This window comes from Paenibacillus sp. FW507-14B1B (assembly GCF_058781425.1).
Genome location: NZ_JBYSWS010000001.1, coordinates 1,582,104 through 1,605,673, shown reverse-complemented (window position 1 = coordinate 1,605,673; position 23,570 = coordinate 1,582,104). Strand labels below are relative to the sequence as shown.

Sequence of the window (23,570 nt, the reverse complement as noted above, 5' to 3'; positions counted from 1 at the left end):
GATGCAATTTTTATGGGCTTTTGTCATAGGTGGACTGATCTGTGTGATCGGACAGATTATGATGGATGCGATTAAACTTACGCCTGCTCATACGATGAGTTCACTCGTTGTAGCAGGGGCCGTTGCTGATGCATTTGGATTGTATGATCCTCTCGTGAAATTTGCAGGTGCAGGTGCTACGGTGCCGATTACTAGCTTTGGTAATTCCCTTGTTCATGGTGCTCTAACAGAACTTGAGCGGGATGGATGGATTGGTGTCGTCACAGGAATATTTGAGATTACAAGCGCCGGGATCTCTTCGGCGATTATCTTTTCGTTCATAGCTGCACTTATTGTGCGTCCCAAAGGCTAACAATTTTTCAAACACACAGAAGCTCCGGATATATACTCCCGGGGCTTTTTTATTCCGCGGTAATGATCTACCATCGTCACTCTTTTAAGGGAATATGTGCATGAAACTACTCTTCAATGTACTCTGGGACTCCCATCATGTACAATAGTAGTAAATCATCTATTTATTCCCTTACAGGAGGTTTATAATACATGCCCGTAAGACAAGAATCCATGAATACTATTTTTTCAGTACGTTCCAACCTAGAATCATGCCTTCTAGGTAAAGAATTTGAAATCCAGCTTCTTCTAACTGCGTTGCTTGCTGGAGGACATGTGCTTATAGAGGACGTGCCTGGAACAGGTAAGACGCAACTCATTAAAGCACTTGCAAAATCAATGCAAGGGGATTATCGGCGGATCCAGTGCAACCCTGATATTCTACCAAGTGACATTACAGGAGTGTCGGTATTTCATCCTCGGGATGAGCGTTTTTATTTCCGCCCAGGACCTGTCATGACCAATATTCTTTTGGCTGACGAAATTAACCGTGCAACGACGAAGACGCAGTCTGCCTTGCTCGAAGTTATGGAAGAGAGAAGCGTAACTGTAGATGGTGAGACCCATGAGCTTCCGCATCCGTTTATGTTGTGTGCGACACAGAATCCTATTGATTTTGAAGGTACATATATGCTTCCTGAAGCTCAGCTTGACCGCTTTATGCTTAAGATTAGTCTGGGATATCCTGACGCTGCGACGGAGAAAGAGCTGATGTTCCGTTCTCGTCACGGACAACTGGTGGACAAGCTTAAACCAGTGACGTATATGGATCATATTTTGTCAATTCAGGAAGAAATTCGCGATGTATTTATCGGGGACCCAGTCGCTGATTATTTATTAGGCATTACGCGTGCGACAAGGGAGCATCCTTCTGTCATTCTAGGAGCTAGCCCGCGTGCCACGCTATCCTTTATGAATGCTGTTAAGGCATTTGCTTTCCTGCAGCAGAGAGATTACGTGTTACCTGATGATGTTAAAATTCTTGCGCCTTATGTCTTGTCCCATCGGATTATGCTGCGTCCGGAATCCAGACTTGACAGCGTAACAACTGAGTCCGTGCTGCAATCTATTCTTCGGCAGATCAAAGTGCCTGTTCAGATGGGAAGATAGGCATGCGCCGATATTTCTCTGTGCTGACCAATGGCATAAAACCGTCGAAACTCGCAGCGGTATTGGCGGTTTGGTGTATATGCTTGCTGTATGTCTTGTTTCAAGGAGGCAAGACATCGATGATGCTGTTCTCTATGGTCAGCCTGTTGTCTCTTTACCTCATAGGTTCGAGTTTTGGTGGAGTCAATCGCGTGAAAGCTTCTCGGCACGTTTCATCAGAACATGGAGAAATACTACATGCTGGGGATCAGGTACGCGTGACGATGGACGTAACGATTCCAGGCCTGCTGCCAATGCCTTACCTTATCATGCGTGAGGTATTGCAGCGTCATAATGGGGACAAGTGGTCTTTTGAGGATAGCGTCATTCCGAATTTGCGTGGTTCGGGTGAACTGGTGTTTCAGACACCACCACTGGAAAGAGGGCGTTACGCCTTTTCTAAAACGGAATGCATAAGTGAAGATATATTTGGTTTGATTGAACATCGAGGGGAGTTTGAAGTGGAGACGTTTTTTCGGGTGCTCCCCCGCACGATTTTTATTCCGAACTGGCAGCGGAACATGCGCAGCTTAAGACTGGGAGGAACGCATACAACACTTTCTCCTTCTAGAAGAGAGACGACTCAGATCAATGGTGTACGTGATTATGTATATGGTGACCGTATTTCTAGAATCCACTGGAATGCAACGGCTAAGACGGGATCTTGGAAATCCAAAGAGTTTGAGCACGAATCTTTCCCCAAGACAATGATTGTTCTAGATTGCACGGCTCAAGGTTATCAGTCTCCCCGTCAATTTGAGCTGGCTGTGTCAGCAGCAGCTTCACTAGTTGAATACGGGGCTCGCGAACATGCTGGAACGGGACTATTTACAGCTTCGAAGAATCCGTCGGTGTTTGCAGCAAGCGATACACCAAGTGAACGAATGAGAATGGTACAGCATTTGGTGGATGTAGATGCAGATCGAACAGAAAGTCTGTTAACTTCATTAGAGCGTTCTTATCGTCATTTTCCGAAAGGGGCTTTATTTCTCTTGGTAAGTCCTTTGGCGGATTCTTCTGTTCTTGAAGTGATGCGCTGGGCTGAGACTAGAGGGATGAATCCAGGATTACTCCGAATTTTAAACCATGAAGGGGAGAAGAGCGGGAAGGAAGATTATACGTCACTTCTGAAATCGCGAGGTATTATGAATTACGCTGCATCTTCGCTGGAAGAGCTTCCGGTTGTTTTAGGAGGTGCTCTACGATGAGAGCAAACAAGCAGAAATTCTCCTCGTCTTTCTTCTATATACTATCCTTGTTATGGATATGGATTATATTACTACAATGGGTTTCTTATACAGAACCCATACTATATGAAGAAACAACAGCAAGTATCATTGCAGCGCTTGCGATTACAGCAGTTACAGAAGCGTTGGTATTTATTAAGCGCCCTTTTCGGGTAATAATCCAGATTCCCTTAATCATTTTTGCAGTGTATCTAGTGCTTCAGAAATACGGCATTCCGGTACCGCCGAATCCGCTCGAAGCTATTCGTTCCCGAGAGTTAATGAGTTTATTACCTTATTTTTGGTTTGCATTAGCTTCGTGGGCGATTTTAATATTTGTATCAGCTTGGGCTAGAGATAAGAGAAGAATCTTATTCATTGTCGGTCTTAATGTTGTTGCATTTGCTGTACTAGACTCCTTTACGAAAATTGTTTTATGGGATGAAACAGCATGGGTTGTTGCTGCAGGAATGGGCTGGCTTGTAACAGAGCATTTTAATCGATTCCGTACAAGATTTCCGCTAGGATGGCGTAGGCTTCGGGCATATCCTATGAAAATCTTAGGGAATATCCTTGTTATTTTTTCTTTAATTATTTTAGCGGGGATTAATATGCCTAATATCCAGCCTGCCTTAACGGATCCTTACACCGCTTGGAGAGAATGGAATGGTATGCCCCTCACTGGAAGTGTAACGGGAACGGGAAGTGGTTTTTTTAAAGATACGGCGGAAAGCACTTCTGGTTATGGGCGAGAGGATAATGAATTAGGCGGTGCATTCAATTTTGATTACACACCTGTGATGACGGTAACCTCTACCGATAGAAGCTATTGGCGCGGTGAGTCGAGAACTATTTATTCAGGGTCTGGGTGGACCGACAAGCAAAGCCGCCGCAATACAGAAGGTATAGAAGTGGGAGAATCTCTGAAAGGAGATTTATCAGGTGAGATTGAGACCAAGACAGTGAAGCAGACCGTTACGATGCTGAATGATAGTGTGTATCCGGTTTTGTTTGGAGCTTATTCGATCTCACAAGTGGACAAAATGGATACGGAAGTAGATAATGGGACACTTCGTTGGAAACCTGAAGGGTCAGAATTACACTTTGACTCTGAGCCAAAGCGTCCAAGTTATCCCAAGGCCTATTCAGTAACCTCTGAGATTCCAATCATTCCAGTTGAGGAACTACGAAGCAAATCATACGATGAACTCTATACGGGTTCCATAGATAAGGATTACATGCAGCAGCCGTCCGATTTTCCAGAGCGGGTAAAGTCACTTGCGCTTGAAGTGACGGCCGATGGAAATACACCGTACGAGAAAGTTATGCTGCTGCAACAATATCTACAGACGAACTTCACCTACACAAATTCACCGGATTTATCGAAGCGACAGAGTTCAGATTTTGTAGATGCATTTCTGTTTGAGGTGCAAGAAGGGTACTGTGACTACTTCTCTACATCGATGGTGATGATGACCCGGTCCCTAGATATTCCTGCCAGATGGGTAAAAGGATACGCTCCAGGCAGTGTTCCAGCAGAAGAGTTTATGTCGCAGGACGGCCAGGATTCATCTGATTCCAGTACCAGCTACACCGTTAAAAATTCGGATGCCCATTCATGGGTTGAAGTATATTTCGGAGAATATGGATGGATTCCGATTGAAACAACGCCTGGTTTTAACATGCCGATTATTGCTGGAACAGAACCAATCGAGCCGACAACTCCTGCAGAAGAAGATCTGGAGAAGAAAGATGAAGAAGTAGCTCCTGTATCTCCTTCGGATAATCAAGATGGGAAATCATCTGTTTATCTGATCCTAGCTATCCTTTCCGGAGCGGTTATTCTTATATGGGTTGGGTATATTCTATGGAGGATGCGTTTTAATCTTCGCTTCATTTCAGCTCGTCTTCGGGCAGGTAAACCACTAACCCCAGCCGATAAAGTCATTGCAGAAACGGAGCGATGGTTGAAGGCTGCTCACAGACGTGGCCTGACGCGGGGGTCAGACGAAACGCTGAGGGAGTCGGTCGCAAGATGGGAACTTAAGTATCCATCGTTAGGCTCTTCGCTAACCCCACTCCTTAGAAAGTTCGAAGCGGCACGTTATAGTCCGAAACATATTGTAGAAGACGAGTGGCGTAACGTTCAAGCGGATGCGGCTGAATTGAAGAAGAGTATAAAAAGCTTGAAAAATTCCTAAACGCGAGACCGCCTGGGTTCCTAGTGAGGAACATTGGGCGGTTTTTCTAAATTAAGCCAAGTGAAATCCAGCTAGACTCGGCGTTTTCTTGGCTCTAGCTATGGCTTTAGAGCACTGCCGATTATTTTTACTAACTAACGGGAATATGGTATAGTTTTTCGTATGAAATTGAGGTGACGAATTTGTTTGAGATGCTAATTCCAAAACTCCGCGTCAATACGGTTTTTGACATCAACCTGGAGGAACTGTATGAGCAGGGGTATCGGGGGATTATTACGGATTTGGATAATACGCTTGTAGGTGCTAAGGCCCCGCTGGCAACACCAGAACTGGTGGCATGGTTTAAAAAAGTAAAAGAGATTGGCTTTCAGCTGATCATCGTTTCAAATAACCAACTGGAGCGCGTGTCTAAATTTGCTACTCCACTGGATATCCAATATGTACACGAAGCTCGTAAACCGAGTAATGCGCCTTTCCGGAAAGCGATGAAAATGATGGATCTAACTCATGAACAGACGATAGTCGTGGGGGACCAGATGCTAACGGACGTTTACGGTGGAAACCGATTGGGATTATATACAGTATTGGTTATGCCAATTGCGATTAATGATGAAGGACGCTTTACTCGATGGTTCAACCGGAGGGTTGAACGAGTCGCATTGACACGTTTGCGGAAGCAAGGATTATGGACTGAGGAGGACAAGAAATCATGATGGAGCCTTTAGGCGGACAAGTCACCAAGAAATGCAGCGGCTGTGGCATTTCATTACAGCACACTGCACAGGGTGAGCCTGGCTATTTACCGGAAAAAGCCTGGGACCGTGAGCCGGTCATTTGCCAGCGCTGTTTCCGTATTAAGAATTATAACGAAGTCGCATCGGTTGCTGTAGATCAGGACGAATTCCTGCGTCTTCTTGGACAAATTGGCGGCAAAAATGCGCTTGTTATTCATATTGTAGACATTTTTGACTTTGAGGGAAGTTTAATTTCAGGTCTTCAGCGATTTGTAGGGAATAACCCGGTTATTCTTGCTGTTAACAAAATTGACTTACTTCCAAAGGTTACGAACTGGAACAAGCTTTTGAATTGGGTGCAGAAACAATGTAAAGAACAAGGACTTCGTACAACTGACATCGTTCTTTGCAGTGCCAAGAAGAATCAAGGCTTCGATCGCTTGCTTGAGATGATAGCCGATCATCGTGGCGATCGCGACGTCTATGTCGTGGGTGGAACCAACGTGGGTAAATCAACATTAATAAATCGTTTGATCCGGGATTACAGTGATCTGGAGCAAGAACTTACAGTTTCACGTTATCCAGGAACGACACTAGACATGATTAATATCCCACTGGATGATGGACGCTTTATCGTTGATACACCTGGAATTGTTTATCCGTGGAGATACAGTGAGATCGTTAGCCGTGATGATCTGGGAGTTGTTATGCCTGAGAATCCACTGAAACCCCTTGTATATCAGCTTAACGAAGGACAAACACTGTTCTTTGGTGGAATGGGTCGTTTCGATTTTATTAAGGGAGAGCATCAATCCTTTACTTGCTTTATCAGTGGTCGTCTAAAAATACACCGTACGAAGCTTGATCGTGCCGATTCATTGTTTGAGGATCATGCAGGAGAACTTCTGTCACCACCAACCAAGGAACGGCTACAAGAAATGCCAGAATGGACCAGACACGAGATCAGAGTTGCTAAGGGTTCTCGCTCTGACATATTCATCTCCGGTTTGGGATGGATTAAAGTGAATGGAGATTCGGGTGCTCTTGTAGCTGTTCATGTGCCTAAAGGAGTTAAGGTGCTTCAGCGCCCTTCATTGATCTAACTAGATTCCACAACTGTCTTTTTGGGAGAGGCGGATGTACGAAATGAAATCAATACAGCAATCAGAAGTTAGAATGACTAGTGGTGCTATGTTACTTGGGGTAATGGGGGATCCAATCATCCACACGAAATCACCGATTATGCACAATGCCGCACTTAAGGCACTTGGCATAGAGGGGAATTATGTTCCACTTCATATCAAGCCTGAAGGACTGGAGAAAGCGATTCAAGCCATTCTCACACTCGGTTTTCGTGGCGTTAATGTAACGATTCCACATAAAGTTGAGGTTATGAATTATTTAGACCATATTGACGAAGGAGCCGCCAAGGTGGGAGCCGTCAATACAATTGTCAATAACAATGGTGTTCTAACAGGCTATAACACAGACGGAATTGGGTATGTACGTTCCTTGAAAGAGGAAGTCTGTCCCGAATTGAGAGGCAAGAACATTGTCGTTCTCGGAGCTGGCGGTGCCGCACGTGGAATTATACATGCATTAACTGCTGAACAGCCTGGACAGATTTCAGTCGTGAACCGAACAGCTTCCAAGGCGATAGAGCTCGCACAAGAGTGGAGCTCATTAGCTAATATGCAGGGGTTTTCCCAAGCGGAAGCGCAAGCGGCTGTTCATTCGGCTGATATACTAATAAATACGACTTCTGTCGGTATGCATCCAAACATAGGGCAGCTTCCGGTTCCTGAAGAGTGGATCCCAGAAGGAATCGTGGTCAGTGATCTCATCTACAATCCACTGATGACAGAGCTTCTCCATGTTAGTGCTAGAAAGGGTTGCAGCACCCATGGGGGGCTTGGCATGTTTGTTAATCAAGGCGCGTATGCTCTTGAATATTGGACAGGAGTAGCTGCTCCGGTTGCCGAGATGAGAGAAGCTGTGCTTCAGAGTTTTAAATTGTAAGCAAATTCCTAAATATTTATTTTGCTTAAAGATAGATCAAGCGCTAGAATAAAGGTTTCGGAACAGTGAAATGATTGGAATAGATGATATTAAGGGAGTTATGAAGAAGAATGTTAACTGGAAAGCAAAAAAGATATTTAAGATCAATGGCACATCATTTGGATCCCATATTTCAGGTAGGTAAAGGTGGAAGTAATGATCATCTGATCCGCCATATCTCTGAAGCAATTGAGAAGCGCGAGTTGTTAAAAGTATCCGTACTGAACAACTGCATCGAAGATCCACGTGAAATCGGGGCTGAACTAGCTGAAGGTGCTAAGGCAGAACTCGTTCAAGTTATTGGAAAGACGATCGTGTTGTATAAAGAATCAAAGGATAACAAGACAATCGAATTGCCTTAATTAAAGGGGGCGAGCTCTCGATGAAGGTTGGTATTATGGGAGGCACGTTTGACCCGATTCATATCGGTCACATGCTTGTGGCGGAAGCTGCACGGGACGCATATCAATTGGACGAGGTATGGTTTATGCCAAGTCATATTCCTCCTCATAAGCAGAAATCCAGTGTCACAGGACAGATGAGACTGGAAATGACAGCTGAAGCGGTGAGTGGTCATCCTTTTTTTCGAACATTGAACGTTGAAGTGGAGCATGGAGGCACATCCTATACTGTGGATACAGTGACGGAATTACGGCAGATTTATCCACATATTCAGTTTACCTTCATCGTCGGGGCGGACATGGTTAACTACTTGCCGAATTGGCACCGAATTGATGAACTTGCCGGAATGCTCGATTTTATCGGAGTGAACCGGCCGGGATCTGATCTGGATGTGAAGAAATTGCCTGTATTTTTACAGGATGTTGTCAAAATTGCAGATATGCCGCTTGTTGATATATCCTCCAGCATGATTCGTAAGAGAGCGGCAGGAGGTCAATCCATTCGTTATATGGTGCCAGACTCTGTCTATGATTATATTGTAAGGAGCGGAATCTATGGGATACAGCCGGGAGCAACTAATTGAGGCCGTATCTTCCCAGATGCCCGAAAAGCGATGGATACACACACAGGGTGTCATGGATACGGCAGTTAAACTTGCTGAACAGTATGGAGCAAATCCGGAGAAAGCTGATTTGGCAGCGATTCTGCATGACGTCGCTAAATATTGGCCTGTGTTAAAATTAGAAGAAGCGTTAGTGGAAAGCGGATATCAAGGAGATCTGTTCGAGCATGATAAACAATTGTGGCATGCGGAGGTAGGGGCGTTTATCGCAGAGCGGGATTACGGAATTACCGATCAGGAAGTGCTTAATGCTATTCGCTATCATACCTCAGGTCGGGTAGGTATGACTTTGCTGGATAAGGTGGTTTGCCTCGCGGATTACATTGAGCCAGGCCGAGATTTTCCTGGAGTGAATAATATTCGAGAACTGGCCAACCATAGCCTTGAAGGGGCGCTTGCAGCAGCATTTGATTCAACAATGAGTTTCCTCATGTCTCGTAAGCAGATCATATACCCACTAACGTTATTAGCAAGAAATGATTTAATAAAGCAATTGGAGGCGAATTCATGACGATAACACCGAGTGAATTGTTAAATGTAGCCGTAGAGGCTGCTGAAGATAAAAAAGCGATGAATATTGTGGCACTTGATTTGAGAGGCATTTCATTAGTTGCCGATTATTTTGTAATTTGTCACGGTAACTCAGATACACAAGTTCAAGCAATCGCGACTGAAGTACGTAAACGTGCACATGATGCAGGTGTTGCACTTCGTGGGCTCGAAGGTATGGACGCAGCTCGCTGGATCCTGATGGATCTTGGTGATGTTGTGGTTCATATATTCCATCGTGATGAGCGTGAATACTATAACATTGAGCGTCTGTGGTCGGATGCCAAAGTGGTGGAGAACGTATGAACCTGATTGCTGGTACAATAATGCAACTGGAGATTTTACGTGAAGTATCACCTTATGGTTATTTTTTAGATGGTGGAGACATGGATGTACTGCTCCACTATACCGAACTTACCCGAAAAGTAGAACCTGGCGAAACGGTAGAAGTGTTTATATTTTTTGATACCGAAGATCGATTAGCTGCGACGATGAAGAAGCCATACCTTACCCTTGGTGAAACAGCTAAGCTTATGGTGGCGGACGTTCATCCGCGGCTTGGATGTTTCCTTGAAATGGGTCTCGGTCGTCAGCTACTGCTTCCGATTCGTGAACTGCCTGAGATGAAAGAGCTTCATCCGCAGGTTGGTGATTATGTATTCGTTATGATGGAACATGACAAACAGGGACGCCTTCGCGCTAAGCTTGCTGGTGAGCAAGAACTGGCTCCTCTTGCTTTTAATGCTCCTGATGCATGGCTGAACGAATGGTTTACAGCGCTTGTATACAAGCCGCTTCAAATGGGGACATTTGTTATTGTAGATGGTGGCATTCTTGGCTTCGGAGCTATTGGGATGATCCATTCTTCTGAGCGTACGCGATTGCTACGTCTTGGGGAAGAGGTTCGTGTCCGTGTCAGTCATGTTCGTGACGATGGGCGTGTCAACCTATCAATGGTGCCTCGTAAAGAAATTGGTATGACCAATGATGCTGATCGTCTGCTCGCATTCCTGAAAGAACGTCCAGGTGGAGCTATGCCATACTCTGATGCAACACCACCAGATATTATTAAGCAGCGTTTTGGTATCAGTAAGTCAGCCTTCAAACGTGCGCTTGGCAAGCTAATGAAGGATGGACTCGTCACACAAAAAGAAAATTGGACTTATCTTGCCAAGGAGAACGAGGAAAACGAAAATTCGGATTCTGCTGATTAAGGCATGAAATAAGGAAAGCTTGAAGAAAGTGGTGTCATCATGTTGTCTTACCGCAAATTTGCGTACGTTTACGATCAACTTATGGAGGACATGCCCTACCCTGATTGGCTTCGGTTCGCACGGACGGCTTGGGAGAAGCATGGTATGCCGAAAAGCGTGGCGGAGCTCGGATGCGGGACGGGCAGCATTACAATACCGCTCGTGAATTCGGGATTTGAAGTCACCGGTATTGATTTATCAGCTGATATGTTGTCGATCGCCCGTCGTAAACTGGAAGAAACCCCACAAGGGAATCGTTTGTTCCGTGAGGGAAGCGTGCGCTGGATTCAGCAGGATATGCGCGATTGGGAACTTCCTGAGCAGGTAGACTCGGTAATATCATTCTGTGATTGCCTTAACTATTTACTTGAGGAAGACGATATACGCGCAGCGTTCGCCCGTACGTTCTCAGGCTTGAAGGAGGGTGGGACATTCCTGTTTGATGTTCACCATCCGAATACCTTGATCCGTTATGATGAGGAGCAGCCTTTTGTCCTTGATGATCATAAGGTTTCGTATATCTGGACTTGTGCACTCGACGAACCTCGTTGTGAAATTGAACATCATTTATCTATATTCGCGAGGGATGAGAACGATCGCACGGTTTACCGCCGATTTGAAGAAACACACACACAGCGTGGGTATGATCCCGAATGGATGAAGGTAGAGCTTACCAAAGCCGGATTCAGAGATGTGAAGTGTTATGCAGACTTTGAATGGGTGGAAGCTGGCGATGATGCTCAAAGACTGTTCTATGTTGCAATTAAATAAGTACATGATAGAAGAAGGACTGTATTTCGTAGGTACAACTACGTGAACAGTCCTTTTTGTATTTTCACAAAGTAATTTACTAATCGTTAGTTAGACCCTCTTGCATAGGAAACACTTTTTCAGTGTTGTATTTGACTGTGGTTAAGATCGAGGTGGAGAATCATAGGTTTGCTGTGTTTCATGTGCTAGACTAAAAACGCATATAAATGTAAACGATTACAACGCATGCATATGCAGGTGGTTGCCGAAAAGATGGATCAAATGACAATCAACTGATTTTTCAGAATGAAGGAATTCAATCAAGTGAAGAAAGGGTGGAGCGAAGATGAAATGGTCTGTGTTTACGGTTGCAACCCCTGATTTGAATCCGGAGGAGCTAGCTGCTGCTGCACAAGAAGCAGGAGTTGAGGGTATTGAATGGCGTTTCAAGGAAATACCGAAAGATGCATTTCAAGAGGATCCCTCATTTTGGCGGCATAATCGCTGCTCTATAGATCCAGAAGGCACGGAGGAAGAATGGCTTAGCTTTGATAAAGCTGTTAAGCAGTATAATTTGCGGAGTATTGCGGTGGTCCCTTATCTGAATTGTGGGGATATGGAAGGTACAGAACGTGTGATGAAAGCAGCTAAAACGCTAGGAGCTTCTTTTATTCGCGCAGGCGTTCCTGGGTATGATGGCAGAACGAACTACAATGATCTTTACGACCAGGCTGTTCGTTATTTGGATAAAGTGGAGCGTTTAGCTGCTGATTATGGTGTTAAGGCGCTTGTTGAAACACATCACAAAACGATAGCACCTAGTGCAGGCTTAGCTCATAAGCTGGTCAGTCATTTTGACTCCAATCATATTGGAGTTTTGTACGACCCAGGTAATATGGTACATGAAGGTTTTGAGAATTATAGAATGGGCATGGAGCTCCTAGGTCCTTATCTTGCTCATGTTCATGTGAAGAATGCCGGATATCGCATGACAAAGTCAGCCGATGGTCTGCATTCAGCATGGACTGGAGAATGGACCCCTCTTGCGCATGGCATCGTTTCTTGGCCCCAGGTGCTGACTGATCTGAAAGCGGTCGGCTATGATGGCTATCTAGGAATTGAAGATTTCAGTGGGCAGTATTCTTCCAAGGATATGCTGAAATACTTCGTCCAACAGATGGAAGAATGGCATAATGCCATAACTTGATGTTTCTTTACATAATTGAATTCATTTCATGATTTCAAGAAAAGGGGGAGTAATGAGTATGGAACAAGTTAGAATTGGCGTGATCGGGCTTGGAATGGGATTTAGTCATGCTAGAGCACTGGCAGCAGGTAAGATTAGAGGAGCATCCTTAGTGGCTGTATGTGATCTACAGGTAAGCAAGCAGGAGATGGCCAAGGCTGAGCTACCAGAAGGAGTCAAGGTATGGGGTGATGCAAAGGCAATGATGTCATCTGGTGAAATCGATGCCGTAATTATTGCAACGCCGCATTATGCTCACCCTGAGGAAGCAATATACGCTTTTGAACAAGGTTTACATGTGCTGATCGAAAAGCCTGCAGGTGTCCATACGAAGCAGGTTCGTGAGATGAATAAGGTCGCTGCGGAGAGTGGTAAGATATATTCCATTATGTATAATCAGCGCTGTAATCCGTTATATCAGAAGCTCCGTGAGCTGATTGCTTCAGGTGAGCTTGGAGAGATACGCCGGACCAACTGGATCGTTACTCACTGGTATCGTTCGCAAAGCTATTATGATTCCGGTGGCTGGCGCGCGACATGGGCAGGTGAAGGCGGTGGTGTTCTCATCAATCAATCCCCACATCAGCTAGATTTATGGCAATGGACTACCGGGCTAATGCCTGTACGAATGAGAGCTTTTTGCTCTTTCGGCAAATACAGAAATATTGAAGTTGAAGATGATGTGACTGCTTATGTTGAATATGAGAACGGTGCAACAGGAGTGTTCATTACAACAACGGGGGAAGCACCTGGAACGAACCGTTTTGAAGTAACGGGTGATCGCGGCAAGATCGTTATTGAAGATGATAAATTAACATTTTGGCGTTTGCGGGTTTCGGAAACAGAGTTTAATCAGGAATTCAAAGGCGGGTTCGGAGAGCCGGAATGCTGGAAATGTGAGATACCGGTCTCGGGGAATAACTCACAGCATAATGGTATCATTCAAAATTTCACAGATGCCATATTGCATGCAGCGCCGCTCATTGCACCTGGTGAAGAAGGGATTCATGGCTTGACTCTGTCGAATGCGATGCATCTGTCGAGCTGGACGGACAATTGGGTCGATCTTCCGCTAGATGAGGATTTGTATTATGAGCTTTTGCAGGAACGGATTAAGAATTCAACCTATCAGAAGACCGTAATTGAAACGGGTCCGGCTGATATGTCTAAGACATTTGGATAAGAGAGCGAGTCACTCGTCTGAACTTTTAAGCAATGGGCTATATGGTTGAAGGAGGTATCTTAAGTGAATAGGAGTAACGGTATGCTCTACGCTCCGACCGGAAAGGCGGAGCCGGTAGTGGGCCCCGGACAGTTCGTTATTGCCGCAATGGCGCTAGAGCACGGACATATTTACGGGATGTGTAATGGGCTTGTAGAGGCAGGTGCAACCTTGAAGTGGGTGTATGACCCCGATCCGATAAAAGTACAGCAGTTCTGCGAGAAATACCCCCAAGTACGTGCAGCTTCTTCAGAATCACAAATTTTGGAGGACTCGGAGGTAAGGCTTGTTGCTGCGGCTGCAATTCCTTCCGAGCGATGTGACCTTGGGCTTAAGGTCATGTCCTATGGTAAGGATTATTTTACGGATAAAACGCCTTTTACTACGCTCGATCAGGTTGCAGCTGCCAGAGCTAAAGCTGCAGAGACGGGACAGAAGTATATGGTTTATTATAGTGAGCGTCTCCATGTAGAGAGTGCAATTCATGCCGGTAAATTAATTCAAGATGGCGCTATCGGCCGAGTGGTGCAAGTGATGGGGACTGGACCACATCGCTTAAATGCTTCATCAAGGCCAGATTGGTTCTTCCGTCATGTTCAGTATGGAGGTATTCTCTGTGACATTGGCTCCCATCAGATTGAACAGTTTTTATATTTCGCAGGATGTAAGGATGCCAAGGTGATGAGCAGTAAGGTGGCGAACTACAACAATCCGTTGTATCCAGAGCTTGAAGACTTCGGGGATGCAACATTGATCGGTGATAACGGAGCGACGAATTATTTCCGTGTTGACTGGTTTACACCGAATGGACTCAGCACATGGGGAGATGGAAGAACGTTTATCCTGGGTACGGACGGGTATATCGAATTGCGAAAATATATTGATCTAGCAAGAGATCCGAAGGGAGATCATCTCTATCTGGTTAACCATGAGGGAGAATACCATATGGAGCTAAAGGATAAGGTGGGCTATCCATTTTTCGGAGAACTGATAATAGACTGCATGGAACGAACAGAACGAGCAATGACACAGGAACATGCATTTAAAGCGGGGGAATTATGTGTTGTCGCTCAGAATGAAGCGGTTCGTATTCAGTAATTGGTTCCGTTATAATAAAGGAATACCTAGGATCAGAAGGGGAAAACTCTATGAAACCGGTGTCCTTTATGAATGAGTTGAGCGGGAAACAAATACAGCTTCATCAACCATTCGAATTTCATCATCGTCAAGAGGAGCCAATGGCTGGCGGTGAATTTCATTCGCATGCTTTCTATGAAATCTATTATTTTCACGAAGGAAAATGTAATTATCTTATCGGAGATAAGATCTACCTTCTAAAGCCGGGCGATCTTATCCTAATGAATGGTTTGACCTTGCACTGTCCTCATGTGGAGCCTGGTGTGCGTTATGTACGGAGTATCACTCACTTTGATCCTGGCTTCGTGAACCGGTGGCTTCAACCTGCAGCATCCGCGGCATTATTGAGTCCATTTGAGGAACTTCGAAATTATCGTCTGTCGTTGCAAGGATCGGAGCGGTTGGAATTCGAAAATATTATGAGCGATTTAGATCGTTTAACTTCTCATGGGGCTACACAGGAGCGAAGAATGCTGCGGATACTTGACATGATGTATTTTATCGCGGATCTGTGTCGTAATGTTGTAAATGATAGAGATTCTTTCTCCGAAAAGGAACGTCATGTTCAGCAGGTGATAACCTTTGTGGAACGTAACTATATGAACGACCTAACCTTGGAGGATATTGCGGATGCGGTGCATTTAACGAAGCAGTATTTGTCCACGTTGTTTAAAGAAGTGACAGGCACCACTGTTTTCAAATACGTATATAGCCGAAGAATTAATCAGGCAAAAATCTTGCTGTGGCTTCATCCAAGTCTGTCAGTCACGGAAGTTTGTTATGCTGCAGGGTTTAAACATTTAGCCCATTTCAGCCGGATGTTCAAGGAGATGGTCGGTAGAACACCGGAAGATTACCGTAGCAGCAGGTGTTCAGCATTGACTTAAGCGAGGATGTTCGATATAATATCGTCATTAAAATCGAATACCATACGATGATGAGGAATAGTAGTTTCTAACTCGATCACACAGAGAGCCGGCGGATGGTGCAAGCCGGTTGACGAAGGAAATGAACTCGCCTTGGAGTAACGATGTTAACCCGGATCAGGTAGCTTACGTGGGTAAGTTAACGCCAGTCCGATGAGTCATCGTCGTCTCACCTGCGATAGAGGTGCAAAGGGAGTTAAGGACAAAGAATGTCTTTAGCTAACTAGGGTGGTACCACGGGAATCAAACCTCTCGTCCCTAGCGTCGTACGCTATGGATGATGAGGTTTTTTTGTTTTGAGGCGCACGGTTTTAAACCGTGTTTGACCGAGAAGGAGGAGCATGAAAGTATGAGTGAAAATCAACCGACAGGCCACGGTTATCAGCCGCAGGTCATCGAGCCGAAATGGCAACAGTATTGGGATGAACACAAAACATTTAAAACGCACGACAATCCATCGAAACCGAAGTTTTATGCATTGGATATGTTTCCGTATCCGTCGGGTGCAGGTTTGCATGTAGGTCACCCAGAAGGTTACACGGCAACAGATATTGTTTCCCGTTTTAAGCGGATGCGCGGATACAACGTGCTCCATCCAATGGGCTGGGATGCATTTGGCCTTCCTGCCGAGCAGTATGCAATGGACACGGGAAAGCACCCTCGGGAATTTACGATTAAGAATATTGATAATTTCCGTCGTCAGATCAAATCACTTGGATTCTCTTATGATTGGGACCGTGAGATCAGCACAACGGATCCTGATTATTACAAATGGACGCAATGGATTTTCATTCAGTTGTATAACAAAGGTCTGGCCTATGTTGACGAAATTCCAGTTAACTGGTGCCCTGCACTCGGAACGGTTCTTGCGAATGAAGAAGTCATTGATGGCAAATCCGAACGTGGTGGACATCCTGTAATCCGCAGACCGATGCGTCAGTGGATTCTGAAAATTACCGATTATGCCGAGCGTCTGCTTGAGGATCTGGATGAGCTTGACTGGACTGAAAGCATCAAAGATATGCAGCGTAATTGGATTGGAAAATCAACAGGTGCGGAAGTGCGCTTCGATATCGCTGGTCATGATCAGCACTTGACGGTATTTACAACACGCCCAGATACCTTGTTTGGTGCAAGTTACTGCGTACTGGCTCCTGAACACGAATTAGTGGACCTTATTACAACCGAGGATCAGAAAGATGCAGTTAAGGCATATCAAGATCAAGCAGCGCGTAAGAGCGATCTGGAACGTACGGATCTGGCAAAAGATAAGACTGGCGTATTTACAGGTGCATATGCAGTGAATCCGGTAAATGGAGCACAAGTTCCTATTTGGATCGCTGATTACGTACTCGCTGGCTATGGTACTGGAGCGATTATGGCTGTTCCAGGTCATGACAGTCGTGACTGGGAATTTGCGAAACAATTCGGTCTGGATATTATCGAGGTTGTTAAGGGAGGAAATGTTGAGGAAGAGGCGTATGCTGGTAACGGAGAACACGTCAATTCTGATTTCCTAAACGGGCTGGATAATGAAGCAGCTATTGAAGCGATGAATGAGTGGCTTGAGAAGAACGGAAAAGGACAGAAGAAAGTCACTTACCGTCTGCGTGATTGGCTGTTCAGCCGTCAACGTTACTGGGGTGAACCGATTCCAATTCTTCACTTGGAAGATGGCACAATGAAGACTGTACCAGAGGATCAGCTTCCGCTGCTTCTGCCTGATGTAGATCAGATCAAACCTTCAGGTACGGGTGAATCACCACTTGCTAACGTGACAGACTGGGTTGAAACCATAGATCCAGAGACGGGCATGAAGGCCCGTCGCGAGACCAATACAATGCCACAATGGGCTGGTAGCTGTTGGTACTACCTTCGTTACATTGATCCAGACAACAATGAGGAGCTTTGTTCCAAAGAGAAGCAGAAACAGTGGTTGCCTGTCGATCTGTACATTGGTGGTGTTGAACATGCGGTACTACACTTGTTGTATGCCCGTTTCTGGCATAAGGTGTTGTACGATATTGGTGTGGTAGATACAAAAGAGCCATTCCAGAAGCTAGTTAACCAAGGTATGATCCTCGGTAACAACAACGAGAAGATGAGTAAATCGCGTGGTAATGTCATCAATCCAGATGATATCGTAAATGAATATGGTGCTGACACACTCCGTGTATATGAAATGTTCATGGGACCTCTTGAGGCAACTAAACCATGGAATACCAATGGTGTAGAAGGTATGCATCGATTCCTGTCACGGATCTGGCGTTTATTCATCGGTGAGAATGGTGAACTTAGCTCTAAGATCATCGATGGCGAAGGAACCGATGAATTCAAACGCATTTGGCACAAGACGATCAAAAAGGTGACAGATGATATGGAACATCTGCGCTTTAATACAGCGATCAGCCAGCTTATGATCTTCATTAATGAAGGCTATAAAGTAAATGAGCTGCCGCGTAAAGCAATGGAAGATTTCGTACAAATGCTATCTCCGCTCGCACCTCACTTGGCTGAAGAGCTGTGGAACCGTCTGGGTAACACTGAAAGCATCACATATGTCCCATGGCCTGAGTTTGATGAAGCTTGGACAGTGGATGCCGAAGTCGAGATTGTTATTCAAGTGAGTGGTAAAATTGTAGAACGGACCAAGATTGCTAAAGATATGGACATTGAAGCAATGAAAGAACATAGCCTCTCCCTTCCAAGTGTCAAGCAGGCGTTGGAAGGAAAGAGTATCCGCAAGGTGATTGCGGTGCCGGGTAAACTGGTCAATATCGTGGCCGGTTAATCGAATTACCGAAGGCAGCATCCAGTTTCTCCAGATCCTCCTCATATTTATCATGTGTGGTCGTGATCAATTGGTGAAACAAACCGTCCAGCCTGTTTCCAAGTAGGGACAGTGCCTGGGCGGTAATGCCTCCGGGAACTGCCACTCTCTCTTGAAGTTGTTCAGGAGAGAAACCTTCCTCCGTAAGCAATTTGCCGGTTCCGAGCAGCATTTCTCCGGCAAGAGCATTTAGCGTAGGGCGGTCGGCTCCGGTCATTTCGACCGCGGCATCAATCCATTTTTCCACAAAAAAACTCAAAAAAGCAGGCCCGCAGCTGGAAAAATCGGAAGTGATCCGTGTGTGTGATTCCAGAACCTCAGTGGGCCTGCTAATAGAAGACAGGAGGCTTTCTAAAAGCAGCCTGTCTTTTTCTTGTATCCGTGACCCATAAATACATAGTGATGCTCCACTTCCTGTTTGGTTCGTAATACTAGGTATAATTTTCGCTACCTTGCAGGGAAGCGCAGATTCGAGATGTTTGATCTGGACGGGACTCGTAATGGATACTGCGATTTGAGAGGTGAGAAGATGTTCTTGGATTTCGTCTATGACAGGTTTAAATTCTCCGGGCTTAACGCACAGAAAAAACAGGTCGCTCTGTGATGCAGTTTCTGCATTACTTCTACATACGATTAAGCCAGGATGGCGGGCTGCCAAATCAAGAGCCTTTTTCGGTGTACGGTTACTGATCCGAATTTGTTCAGGTCGTAGCACCCCCGATCGTATGAAGGAGTCGATTAGCAGACTACCCATGCTGCCCGTACCGATAAAACCGACCTTCATGTGTACGTTCCCTCCTTTCGCGCTTTACGGCATAGAGATACCGTTTCATATCGTTAATGTATGCGACTTGACCGTTAATTCATGACCGATTTGGAGAGGAATCGTTCATGTACGCGTTATATTATTACGTTGTTATTAATTGGACGGGCATTCCGTTCGGGATTGGAGTCATATTTATGAGACGATTACCGATAGGGTTCAGTATTATTGCTGTATGTATTGGCTGCTTTCTTATCTTATTTGCTGGGGGAAAGAAAGATGGAATTGAAGAATGGAAGCCGCTAAATTCGGAAATTCAGGAAGCCTTTGGTATGGAGGAGGCGATTAAGCTCAAAAATGTTCAAGATAAGAACATCTCTGATCAGGATGTAAACCCTCCTTCCACAAATAAAGTAGAAACGACTAACAAAGATACATCTTCTGAAATTACTTCGGCTACAGAAAAAGCATCAGAAGAGAAACCTTCTTTAGAAGCAGTATCCCACGAGAAGAATGAGAATGTGAAAGAGAAGGAACAAGAAGAGATTTTATCTAACACGGACACTTCAGGTAAAATTAATATAAATACGGCGGATTTAGCAGCGCTCATGGATCTCCCAGGTATTGGAGAGAAAAAGGCACAGGCTATCATCGACTACAGGAGCAAGAATGGTCCGTTCCCTAGTGTATCCGCCCTTATGGACGTCAAAGGTATTGGACCTAAAATGCTTGAGAAAATGAAACCTTACGTTGCGCTTTGACCCTGTGATACAATGATTTCAGATAACTTCTAGGGAAACAGGTGAACTAAAAATGAGTACGGATCAACGTAAAGATTGGGACACGTATTTTATGGATATCGCATTTATGGTATCCACTCGGTCACAGTGCTCGAGACGTCATGTCGGAGCAGTATTGGTACAGGGCAAAAAACTGCTTGGAACAGCATATAACGGAGCTCCGATGGGTGTTCCAGATTGTTCGGAGGCAGGCTGTATGATTGCTGAAGATTATGAGCTTGTATCGAGTAACGGCAAAGAAGAAATGGTTAAGAAACAACGCTGTATTCGAACGATTCATGCAGAACAGAATTTATTGTTGTTCACAGATCGTATTGATCGTGAAGGAAGTACCGTGTATGTAACGGACGAGCCTTGCTGGACATGTGCCAACATGCTGGCGAATAGCGGAATTACAGAAGTTGTATTCCATCGTTCTTACGCAAAGGATACGGAAAAGGTACATCGCATGATGGAACAGAAGGGGATTTCATTCCGTCAGCTACTTACATATGAACCGCCAAAAGAAACGCTAATGACGATTTCGGATTAATATTCACCGGAATCGATTTAAAAGTTAATACATCGGTAACGAGGAAGGACCTCTGGATGCTTAGGCAGCTAGAGGTCTTTTTTTGTTCTGTAACCCAATATTCTAAAGAGGAGCTGAGCATGAAATGACTCATCGACCGCTGCTGGTGTTTACCTGCTGCTGGGTGCTGGGCAGTGGGACTGCTTGTATGTATTCTGGTTTTGAGCTGATGTATACCATTGTGGGGATTTCGCTGCTGCTGGCCGTTGTTTTATTTTGGCGACGAGCGGGAGCAATATTTATATGCAGTATGGTCTTATCGTTGTTCATGTCATCAGGATACTGGGAGTGGAATGATGCGCGAAATGTCAGTACTCTAAGTAATCTACTAACAGATATGAAGGAAGAAGATGAGACCATTGCAATTCTGGCTAAAGGAGTGATCCTATCTCCTGTTAAAGTGGATGGGGATCGAGCTGACTTTGAGTTTTTAATAAAGGATATGGATAACTATGATGAAATGGAGGAAAAGGTTCAAGTCCAGGTGAAATTGATGACACAAGCGGAGCAGCAGGCGGCACTGCACTGGAGACGGGGGGATGTTGCGAGCATCGTAGGTCAGTTGGAGAAGCCAGGGATTGCTCGCAACTTTCAAGGATTTGATTATCAACAATTTTTGCGAACAAAAGAAATTCACTGGCTCCTTAAAGTGAAAGGAATAGACCAGCTCGAAGTTGATGAACCGGAAGAGTGGACGTGGAGCCATCTATTTCGCTGGAATGATCAGGCGCGCGAATTTATTGGAGGTCATATTGATCAATTGTTTAGCGGTGTGAATGCGGGATATATGAAGGGACTCATCATCGGTGAGAAGGGGGATTTGGATGCAGATACGTTTGGTGAGTTTTCTAGACTAGGGCTTACGCATATTCTGGCTATATCGGGAATGCATGTAGCTGTTTATGTTGGTTCATTGTTGTTTATTTTCTCGGCATGTCGTTTTACTAGGGAGTCATCTTTGACCGCTGTTATCTTTTTGTTACCGATATATGTATTGCTGACTGGAGCAAGTCCTTCGGTAGTACGCGCAGGTATCATGGGGATGATCGGGCTGTATGCAGCAAGGCGGGGTCTTTTGAAGGATGGATTACATATTCTGAGTTTTACAGCCTTGATCATGCTGTTGTGGGATCCTTATTTCCTGGTAAATATCAGTTTTCAGTTGTCTTTTCTTGTAACGGCAGGACTTATGGTGTTTGTGCCAAAGTTAACGTCTTTTCTGTCTTTCTTGCCCCGCTGGCTGGCGGGTACGGTCGGAGTTACTTTAGCCGCTCAACTCGTATCATTTCCACTTACGATCTATTATTTTAACCAATTTTCGTTATTGTCTTTGCTTGCGAATTTATTTCTCGTTCCTTTAATTAGCTTGGTTGTTCTGCCCATGGGCATGATTACTGTGATCCTTGGAATGATATGGCCTACCTGTGCGCGGTGGATTGCAATCTTAATAGAATGGCTGAATGCTTCTACCTTCTCTATTGTGGAGTGGATGAATAGCTATCCGTTGTTTCTAACCATTTGGCCATCACCGACATTGTGGTGGATCAATGGGTATTTTATTGTTCTATACCTGCTATTACATACAGTAAGTAAGAAGAAGTGGGCAACTCTGGAGAATGGAGTGAACTTTGATGAAACGGTTCCTTTATCAAGGGGTGACATGCCCAAGACGTTACATTCTTTTTCTCTGCACCCTGTTGCAAATAAGCTTAGATCAACGGGATTCTATAGACTTGCGCATCACACAGAGAAATTTGGAAGTAGTGCAATGGTTACGCTGCTTTCCTGTCTGTTTTTGTTCTTGCTATATAGTGGCTATCATGGACCTGGGAGGCAAGGGGACGGTTGGGTACAGTTTTTGGATGTAGGTCAAGGAGATTCAATCCTAGTATCTACACCAGAAGGAAAGCATATATTGATTGATGCCGGTGGGACAACAAATTTTAGAAAAGAGAAGGATGCATGGAAGGAGAGAAGCAACCCATTCGAGGTGGGGGAGAAAGTCGTTGTCCCCTTACTGAAGAAACGAGGAGTTCATTCGCTAGATATGGTGATGATTTCACATAATCATCAAGACCATAGTGGTGGCCTTCAGGCTGTTCTGGAAGAAATCCCTGTAAAATCTATCGTGTTCAACGGTACCCTATCTGAATCGAAGTCATTTGAGCGGCTGTTAACAACAGCGATTAAACAAGAGATCCCTGTATATCAGGCTAACGGCGGGTCCATCTATCATGCAGATCGATATACTGAATTTCTGTTTATGAATATGGGGAGACAAGGCAGAGAACAGGGAGCACTTCCTGTGGTGGAAAATCAGAACCATGAGTCTCTTGTTGTTGAGATGCGTATGAATCAAGCACGTTTTTTGTTTACAGGTGATGCGGATGAACAAGCAGAGCAGCAGATATTAACAGAGCAAGCTGAGCAAATTGCGGCGGGAAATATAACACGTCCATTAGATGTACTTAAGGTGGGACATCACGGAAGTAAGACCTCAACATCTGAGGAATGGCTTGAGGCCTGGAAGCCTCTGGTCTCTGTAATATCTGCAGGCGTCAATAATATGTACCGTCACCCCCATCCCGATGTAGTAGAGAGACTAAGGCGCTATGGTTCATTTGCCCTGCGGACTGATCTTAGGGGAGAGATCCAAATGAAAGTTTCTAGTAATGGAGTGATAGATATACGTACAAAATTGATGTCGGATGACGAAGTTCATTAAATTTGGTATAGTTAGA

The 23,570-nt window shown here is 44.9% G+C and carries 22 protein-coding genes and 1 other annotated feature; of the genes, 21 read left to right on the top strand and 1 reads right to left on the bottom strand.

The annotated features are described in order from the left end of the window. Window position 1 precedes the first annotated feature (1 nt). The 18 genes from spoVAE (at window position 2) to leuS (ending at window position 18,656) form a co-directional block, all read left to right on the top strand. A complete protein-coding gene (gene spoVAE / locus AC3WJJ_RS07700) occupies window positions 2-352 on the top strand; it encodes a stage V sporulation protein AE (protein ID WP_492539348.1) in 351 nt (116 codons plus the stop codon). 191 nt (window positions 353-543) lie between these two features. Beyond that, the gene (locus AC3WJJ_RS07695) at window positions 544-1,500 is read left to right on the top strand and encodes an AAA family ATPase (RefSeq protein ID WP_422660275.1); all 957 of its coding nucleotides are present in this window, start codon (window positions 544-546) and stop codon (window positions 1,498-1,500) included. A 2-nt stretch (window positions 1,501-1,502) separates the two neighbouring features. Beyond that, the gene (locus AC3WJJ_RS07690) at window positions 1,503-2,747 is read left to right on the top strand and encodes a DUF58 domain-containing protein (protein ID WP_492539346.1); all 1,245 of its coding nucleotides are present in this window, start codon (window positions 1,503-1,505) and stop codon (window positions 2,745-2,747) included. Next, a complete protein-coding gene (locus tag AC3WJJ_RS07685) occupies window positions 2,744-4,966 on the top strand; it encodes a transglutaminase TgpA family protein (protein ID WP_492539344.1) in 2,223 nt (740 codons plus the stop codon). The genes AC3WJJ_RS07690 and AC3WJJ_RS07685 overlap by 4 nt, the downstream gene beginning before the upstream one ends. A gap of 182 nt (window positions 4,967-5,148) precedes the next feature. Then, the gene (locus AC3WJJ_RS07680; protein ID WP_492539634.1) at window positions 5,149-5,679 is read left to right on the top strand and encodes a YqeG family HAD IIIA-type phosphatase; all 531 of its coding nucleotides are present in this window, start codon (window positions 5,149-5,151) and stop codon (window positions 5,677-5,679) included. Then, a complete protein-coding gene (gene yqeH, locus AC3WJJ_RS07675) occupies window positions 5,676-6,803 on the top strand; it encodes a ribosome biogenesis GTPase YqeH (RefSeq protein WP_492539342.1) in 1,128 nt (375 codons plus the stop codon). The genes AC3WJJ_RS07680 and yqeH overlap by 4 nt, the downstream gene beginning before the upstream one ends. Before the next feature lie 43 nt (window positions 6,804-6,846). Beyond that, window positions 6,847-7,719, top strand: coding sequence for a shikimate dehydrogenase (gene aroE / locus AC3WJJ_RS07670; protein ID WP_492539340.1), 873 nt, complete (start codon window positions 6,847-6,849; stop codon window positions 7,717-7,719). A gap of 110 nt (window positions 7,720-7,829) precedes the next feature. Continuing rightward, on the top strand, window positions 7,830-8,120 hold the full coding sequence (yhbY, locus tag AC3WJJ_RS07665) for a ribosome assembly RNA-binding protein YhbY (RefSeq protein WP_492539338.1): 291 nt from the start codon (window positions 7,830-7,832) through the stop codon (window positions 8,118-8,120). A 20-nt stretch (window positions 8,121-8,140) separates the two neighbouring features. Beyond that, window positions 8,141-8,743 (top strand): nicotinate-nucleotide adenylyltransferase, encoded by a 603-nt coding sequence (locus AC3WJJ_RS07660; protein ID WP_492539336.1) that lies wholly within the window; start codon window positions 8,141-8,143, stop codon window positions 8,741-8,743. After that, the gene (gene yqeK / locus AC3WJJ_RS07655) at window positions 8,715-9,293 is read left to right on the top strand and encodes a bis(5'-nucleosyl)-tetraphosphatase (symmetrical) YqeK (RefSeq protein ID WP_492539334.1); all 579 of its coding nucleotides are present in this window, start codon (window positions 8,715-8,717) and stop codon (window positions 9,291-9,293) included. The genes AC3WJJ_RS07660 and yqeK overlap by 29 nt, the downstream gene beginning before the upstream one ends. Further along, window positions 9,290-9,637: a ribosome silencing factor gene (gene rsfS / locus AC3WJJ_RS07650; RefSeq protein ID WP_492539332.1), complete on the top strand. Its 348-nt coding sequence runs from the start codon at window positions 9,290-9,292 to the stop codon at window positions 9,635-9,637. The genes yqeK and rsfS overlap by 4 nt, the downstream gene beginning before the upstream one ends. Further along, a complete protein-coding gene (locus AC3WJJ_RS07645) occupies window positions 9,634-10,545 on the top strand; it encodes a CvfB family protein (RefSeq protein ID WP_492539330.1) in 912 nt (303 codons plus the stop codon). The genes rsfS and AC3WJJ_RS07645 overlap by 4 nt, the downstream gene beginning before the upstream one ends. Window positions 10,546-10,584: 39 nt before the next feature. Then, window positions 10,585-11,355 carry a class I SAM-dependent DNA methyltransferase gene (locus AC3WJJ_RS07640; protein WP_422660285.1) on the top strand — a complete coding sequence of 257 codons (771 nt, stop codon included), beginning with the start codon at window positions 10,585-10,587 and terminating at the stop codon, window positions 11,353-11,355. A gap of 325 nt (window positions 11,356-11,680) precedes the next feature. Then, window positions 11,681-12,541 carry a sugar phosphate isomerase/epimerase family protein gene (locus AC3WJJ_RS07635; protein WP_492539328.1) on the top strand — a complete coding sequence of 287 codons (861 nt, stop codon included), beginning with the start codon at window positions 11,681-11,683 and terminating at the stop codon, window positions 12,539-12,541. A 58-nt stretch (window positions 12,542-12,599) separates the two neighbouring features. Beyond that, window positions 12,600-13,763 carry a Gfo/Idh/MocA family protein gene (locus tag AC3WJJ_RS07630; RefSeq protein WP_492539326.1) on the top strand — a complete coding sequence of 388 codons (1,164 nt, stop codon included), beginning with the start codon at window positions 12,600-12,602 and terminating at the stop codon, window positions 13,761-13,763. A 63-nt stretch (window positions 13,764-13,826) separates the two neighbouring features. Beyond that, on the top strand, window positions 13,827-14,900 hold the full coding sequence (locus AC3WJJ_RS07625; protein ID WP_492539324.1) for a Gfo/Idh/MocA family protein: 1,074 nt from the start codon (window positions 13,827-13,829) through the stop codon (window positions 14,898-14,900). Window positions 14,901-14,950: 50 nt separating this feature from the next. After that, window positions 14,951-15,826 (top strand): helix-turn-helix transcriptional regulator, encoded by an 876-nt coding sequence (locus AC3WJJ_RS07620; protein WP_492539322.1) that lies wholly within the window; start codon window positions 14,951-14,953, stop codon window positions 15,824-15,826. 38 nt (window positions 15,827-15,864) lie between these two features. Then, window positions 15,865-16,128 (top strand) — a binding site (T-box leader). Window positions 16,129-16,214: 86 nt separating this feature from the next. Further along, entirely contained in the window at window positions 16,215-18,656 is a 2,442-nt protein-coding gene (gene leuS / locus AC3WJJ_RS07615; RefSeq protein ID WP_422660290.1) for a leucine--tRNA ligase, read from the top strand. On the opposite strand, the gene comER is transcribed toward leuS, so the two are convergent. Next, window positions 18,637-19,479 (bottom strand): late competence protein ComER, encoded by an 843-nt coding sequence (comER, locus tag AC3WJJ_RS07610; RefSeq protein ID WP_492539320.1) that lies wholly within the window; start codon window positions 19,477-19,479, stop codon window positions 18,637-18,639. The genes leuS and comER overlap by 20 nt on opposite strands. Window positions 19,480-19,586: 107 nt before the next feature. Between comER and AC3WJJ_RS07605 the strand changes: the two genes are divergently transcribed. The 3 genes from AC3WJJ_RS07605 (at window position 19,587) to AC3WJJ_RS07595 (ending at window position 23,554) form a co-directional block, all read left to right on the top strand. After that, window positions 19,587-20,219, top strand: a complete 633-nt coding sequence (locus tag AC3WJJ_RS07605) for a ComEA family DNA-binding protein (protein WP_492539318.1) — start codon at window positions 19,587-19,589, stop codon at window positions 20,217-20,219. A gap of 52 nt (window positions 20,220-20,271) precedes the next feature. Continuing rightward, on the top strand, window positions 20,272-20,790 hold the full coding sequence (locus AC3WJJ_RS07600) for a deoxycytidylate deaminase (RefSeq protein ID WP_492539316.1): 519 nt from the start codon (window positions 20,272-20,274) through the stop codon (window positions 20,788-20,790). Between the two features lie 124 nt (window positions 20,791-20,914). Continuing rightward, window positions 20,915-23,554 carry a ComEC/Rec2 family competence protein gene (locus AC3WJJ_RS07595; protein ID WP_492539314.1) on the top strand — a complete coding sequence of 880 codons (2,640 nt, stop codon included), beginning with the start codon at window positions 20,915-20,917 and terminating at the stop codon, window positions 23,552-23,554. Window positions 23,555-23,570: the final 16 nt, after the last annotated feature.

Coding starts and splice junctions, on each gene's coding strand:
- spoVAE (WP_492539348.1), top strand. CDS start 2: ATGCAATTTTTATGGGCTTTTGTCATAGGTGGACTGATCTGTGTGATC.
- AC3WJJ_RS07695 (WP_422660275.1), top strand. CDS start 544: ATGCCCGTAAGACAAGAATCCATGAATACTATTTTTTCAGTACGTTCC.
- AC3WJJ_RS07690 (WP_492539346.1), top strand. CDS start 1,503: ATGCGCCGATATTTCTCTGTGCTGACCAATGGCATAAAACCGTCGAAA.
- AC3WJJ_RS07685 (WP_492539344.1), top strand. CDS start 2,744: ATGAGAGCAAACAAGCAGAAATTCTCCTCGTCTTTCTTCTATATACTA.
- yqeH (WP_492539342.1), top strand. CDS start 5,676: ATGATGGAGCCTTTAGGCGGACAAGTCACCAAGAAATGCAGCGGCTGT.
- aroE (WP_492539340.1), top strand. CDS start 6,847: ATGAAATCAATACAGCAATCAGAAGTTAGAATGACTAGTGGTGCTATG.
- yhbY (WP_492539338.1), top strand. CDS start 7,830: ATGTTAACTGGAAAGCAAAAAAGATATTTAAGATCAATGGCACATCAT.
- AC3WJJ_RS07660 (WP_492539336.1), top strand. CDS start 8,141: ATGAAGGTTGGTATTATGGGAGGCACGTTTGACCCGATTCATATCGGT.
- yqeK (WP_492539334.1), top strand. CDS start 8,715: ATGGGATACAGCCGGGAGCAACTAATTGAGGCCGTATCTTCCCAGATG.
- rsfS (WP_492539332.1), top strand. CDS start 9,290: ATGACGATAACACCGAGTGAATTGTTAAATGTAGCCGTAGAGGCTGCT.
- AC3WJJ_RS07645 (WP_492539330.1), top strand. CDS start 9,634: ATGAACCTGATTGCTGGTACAATAATGCAACTGGAGATTTTACGTGAA.
- AC3WJJ_RS07640 (WP_422660285.1), top strand. CDS start 10,585: ATGTTGTCTTACCGCAAATTTGCGTACGTTTACGATCAACTTATGGAG.
- AC3WJJ_RS07635 (WP_492539328.1), top strand. CDS start 11,681: ATGAAATGGTCTGTGTTTACGGTTGCAACCCCTGATTTGAATCCGGAG.
- AC3WJJ_RS07630 (WP_492539326.1), top strand. CDS start 12,600: ATGGAACAAGTTAGAATTGGCGTGATCGGGCTTGGAATGGGATTTAGT.
- AC3WJJ_RS07620 (WP_492539322.1), top strand. CDS start 14,951: ATGAAACCGGTGTCCTTTATGAATGAGTTGAGCGGGAAACAAATACAG.
- leuS (WP_422660290.1), top strand. CDS start 16,215: ATGAGTGAAAATCAACCGACAGGCCACGGTTATCAGCCGCAGGTCATC.
- comER (WP_492539320.1), bottom strand. CDS start 19,479: ATGAAGGTCGGTTTTATCGGTACGGGCAGCATGGGTAGTCTGCTAATC.
- AC3WJJ_RS07605 (WP_492539318.1), top strand. CDS start 19,587: ATGTACGCGTTATATTATTACGTTGTTATTAATTGGACGGGCATTCCG.
- AC3WJJ_RS07600 (WP_492539316.1), top strand. CDS start 20,272: ATGAGTACGGATCAACGTAAAGATTGGGACACGTATTTTATGGATATC.
- AC3WJJ_RS07595 (WP_492539314.1), top strand. CDS start 20,915: ATGACTCATCGACCGCTGCTGGTGTTTACCTGCTGCTGGGTGCTGGGC.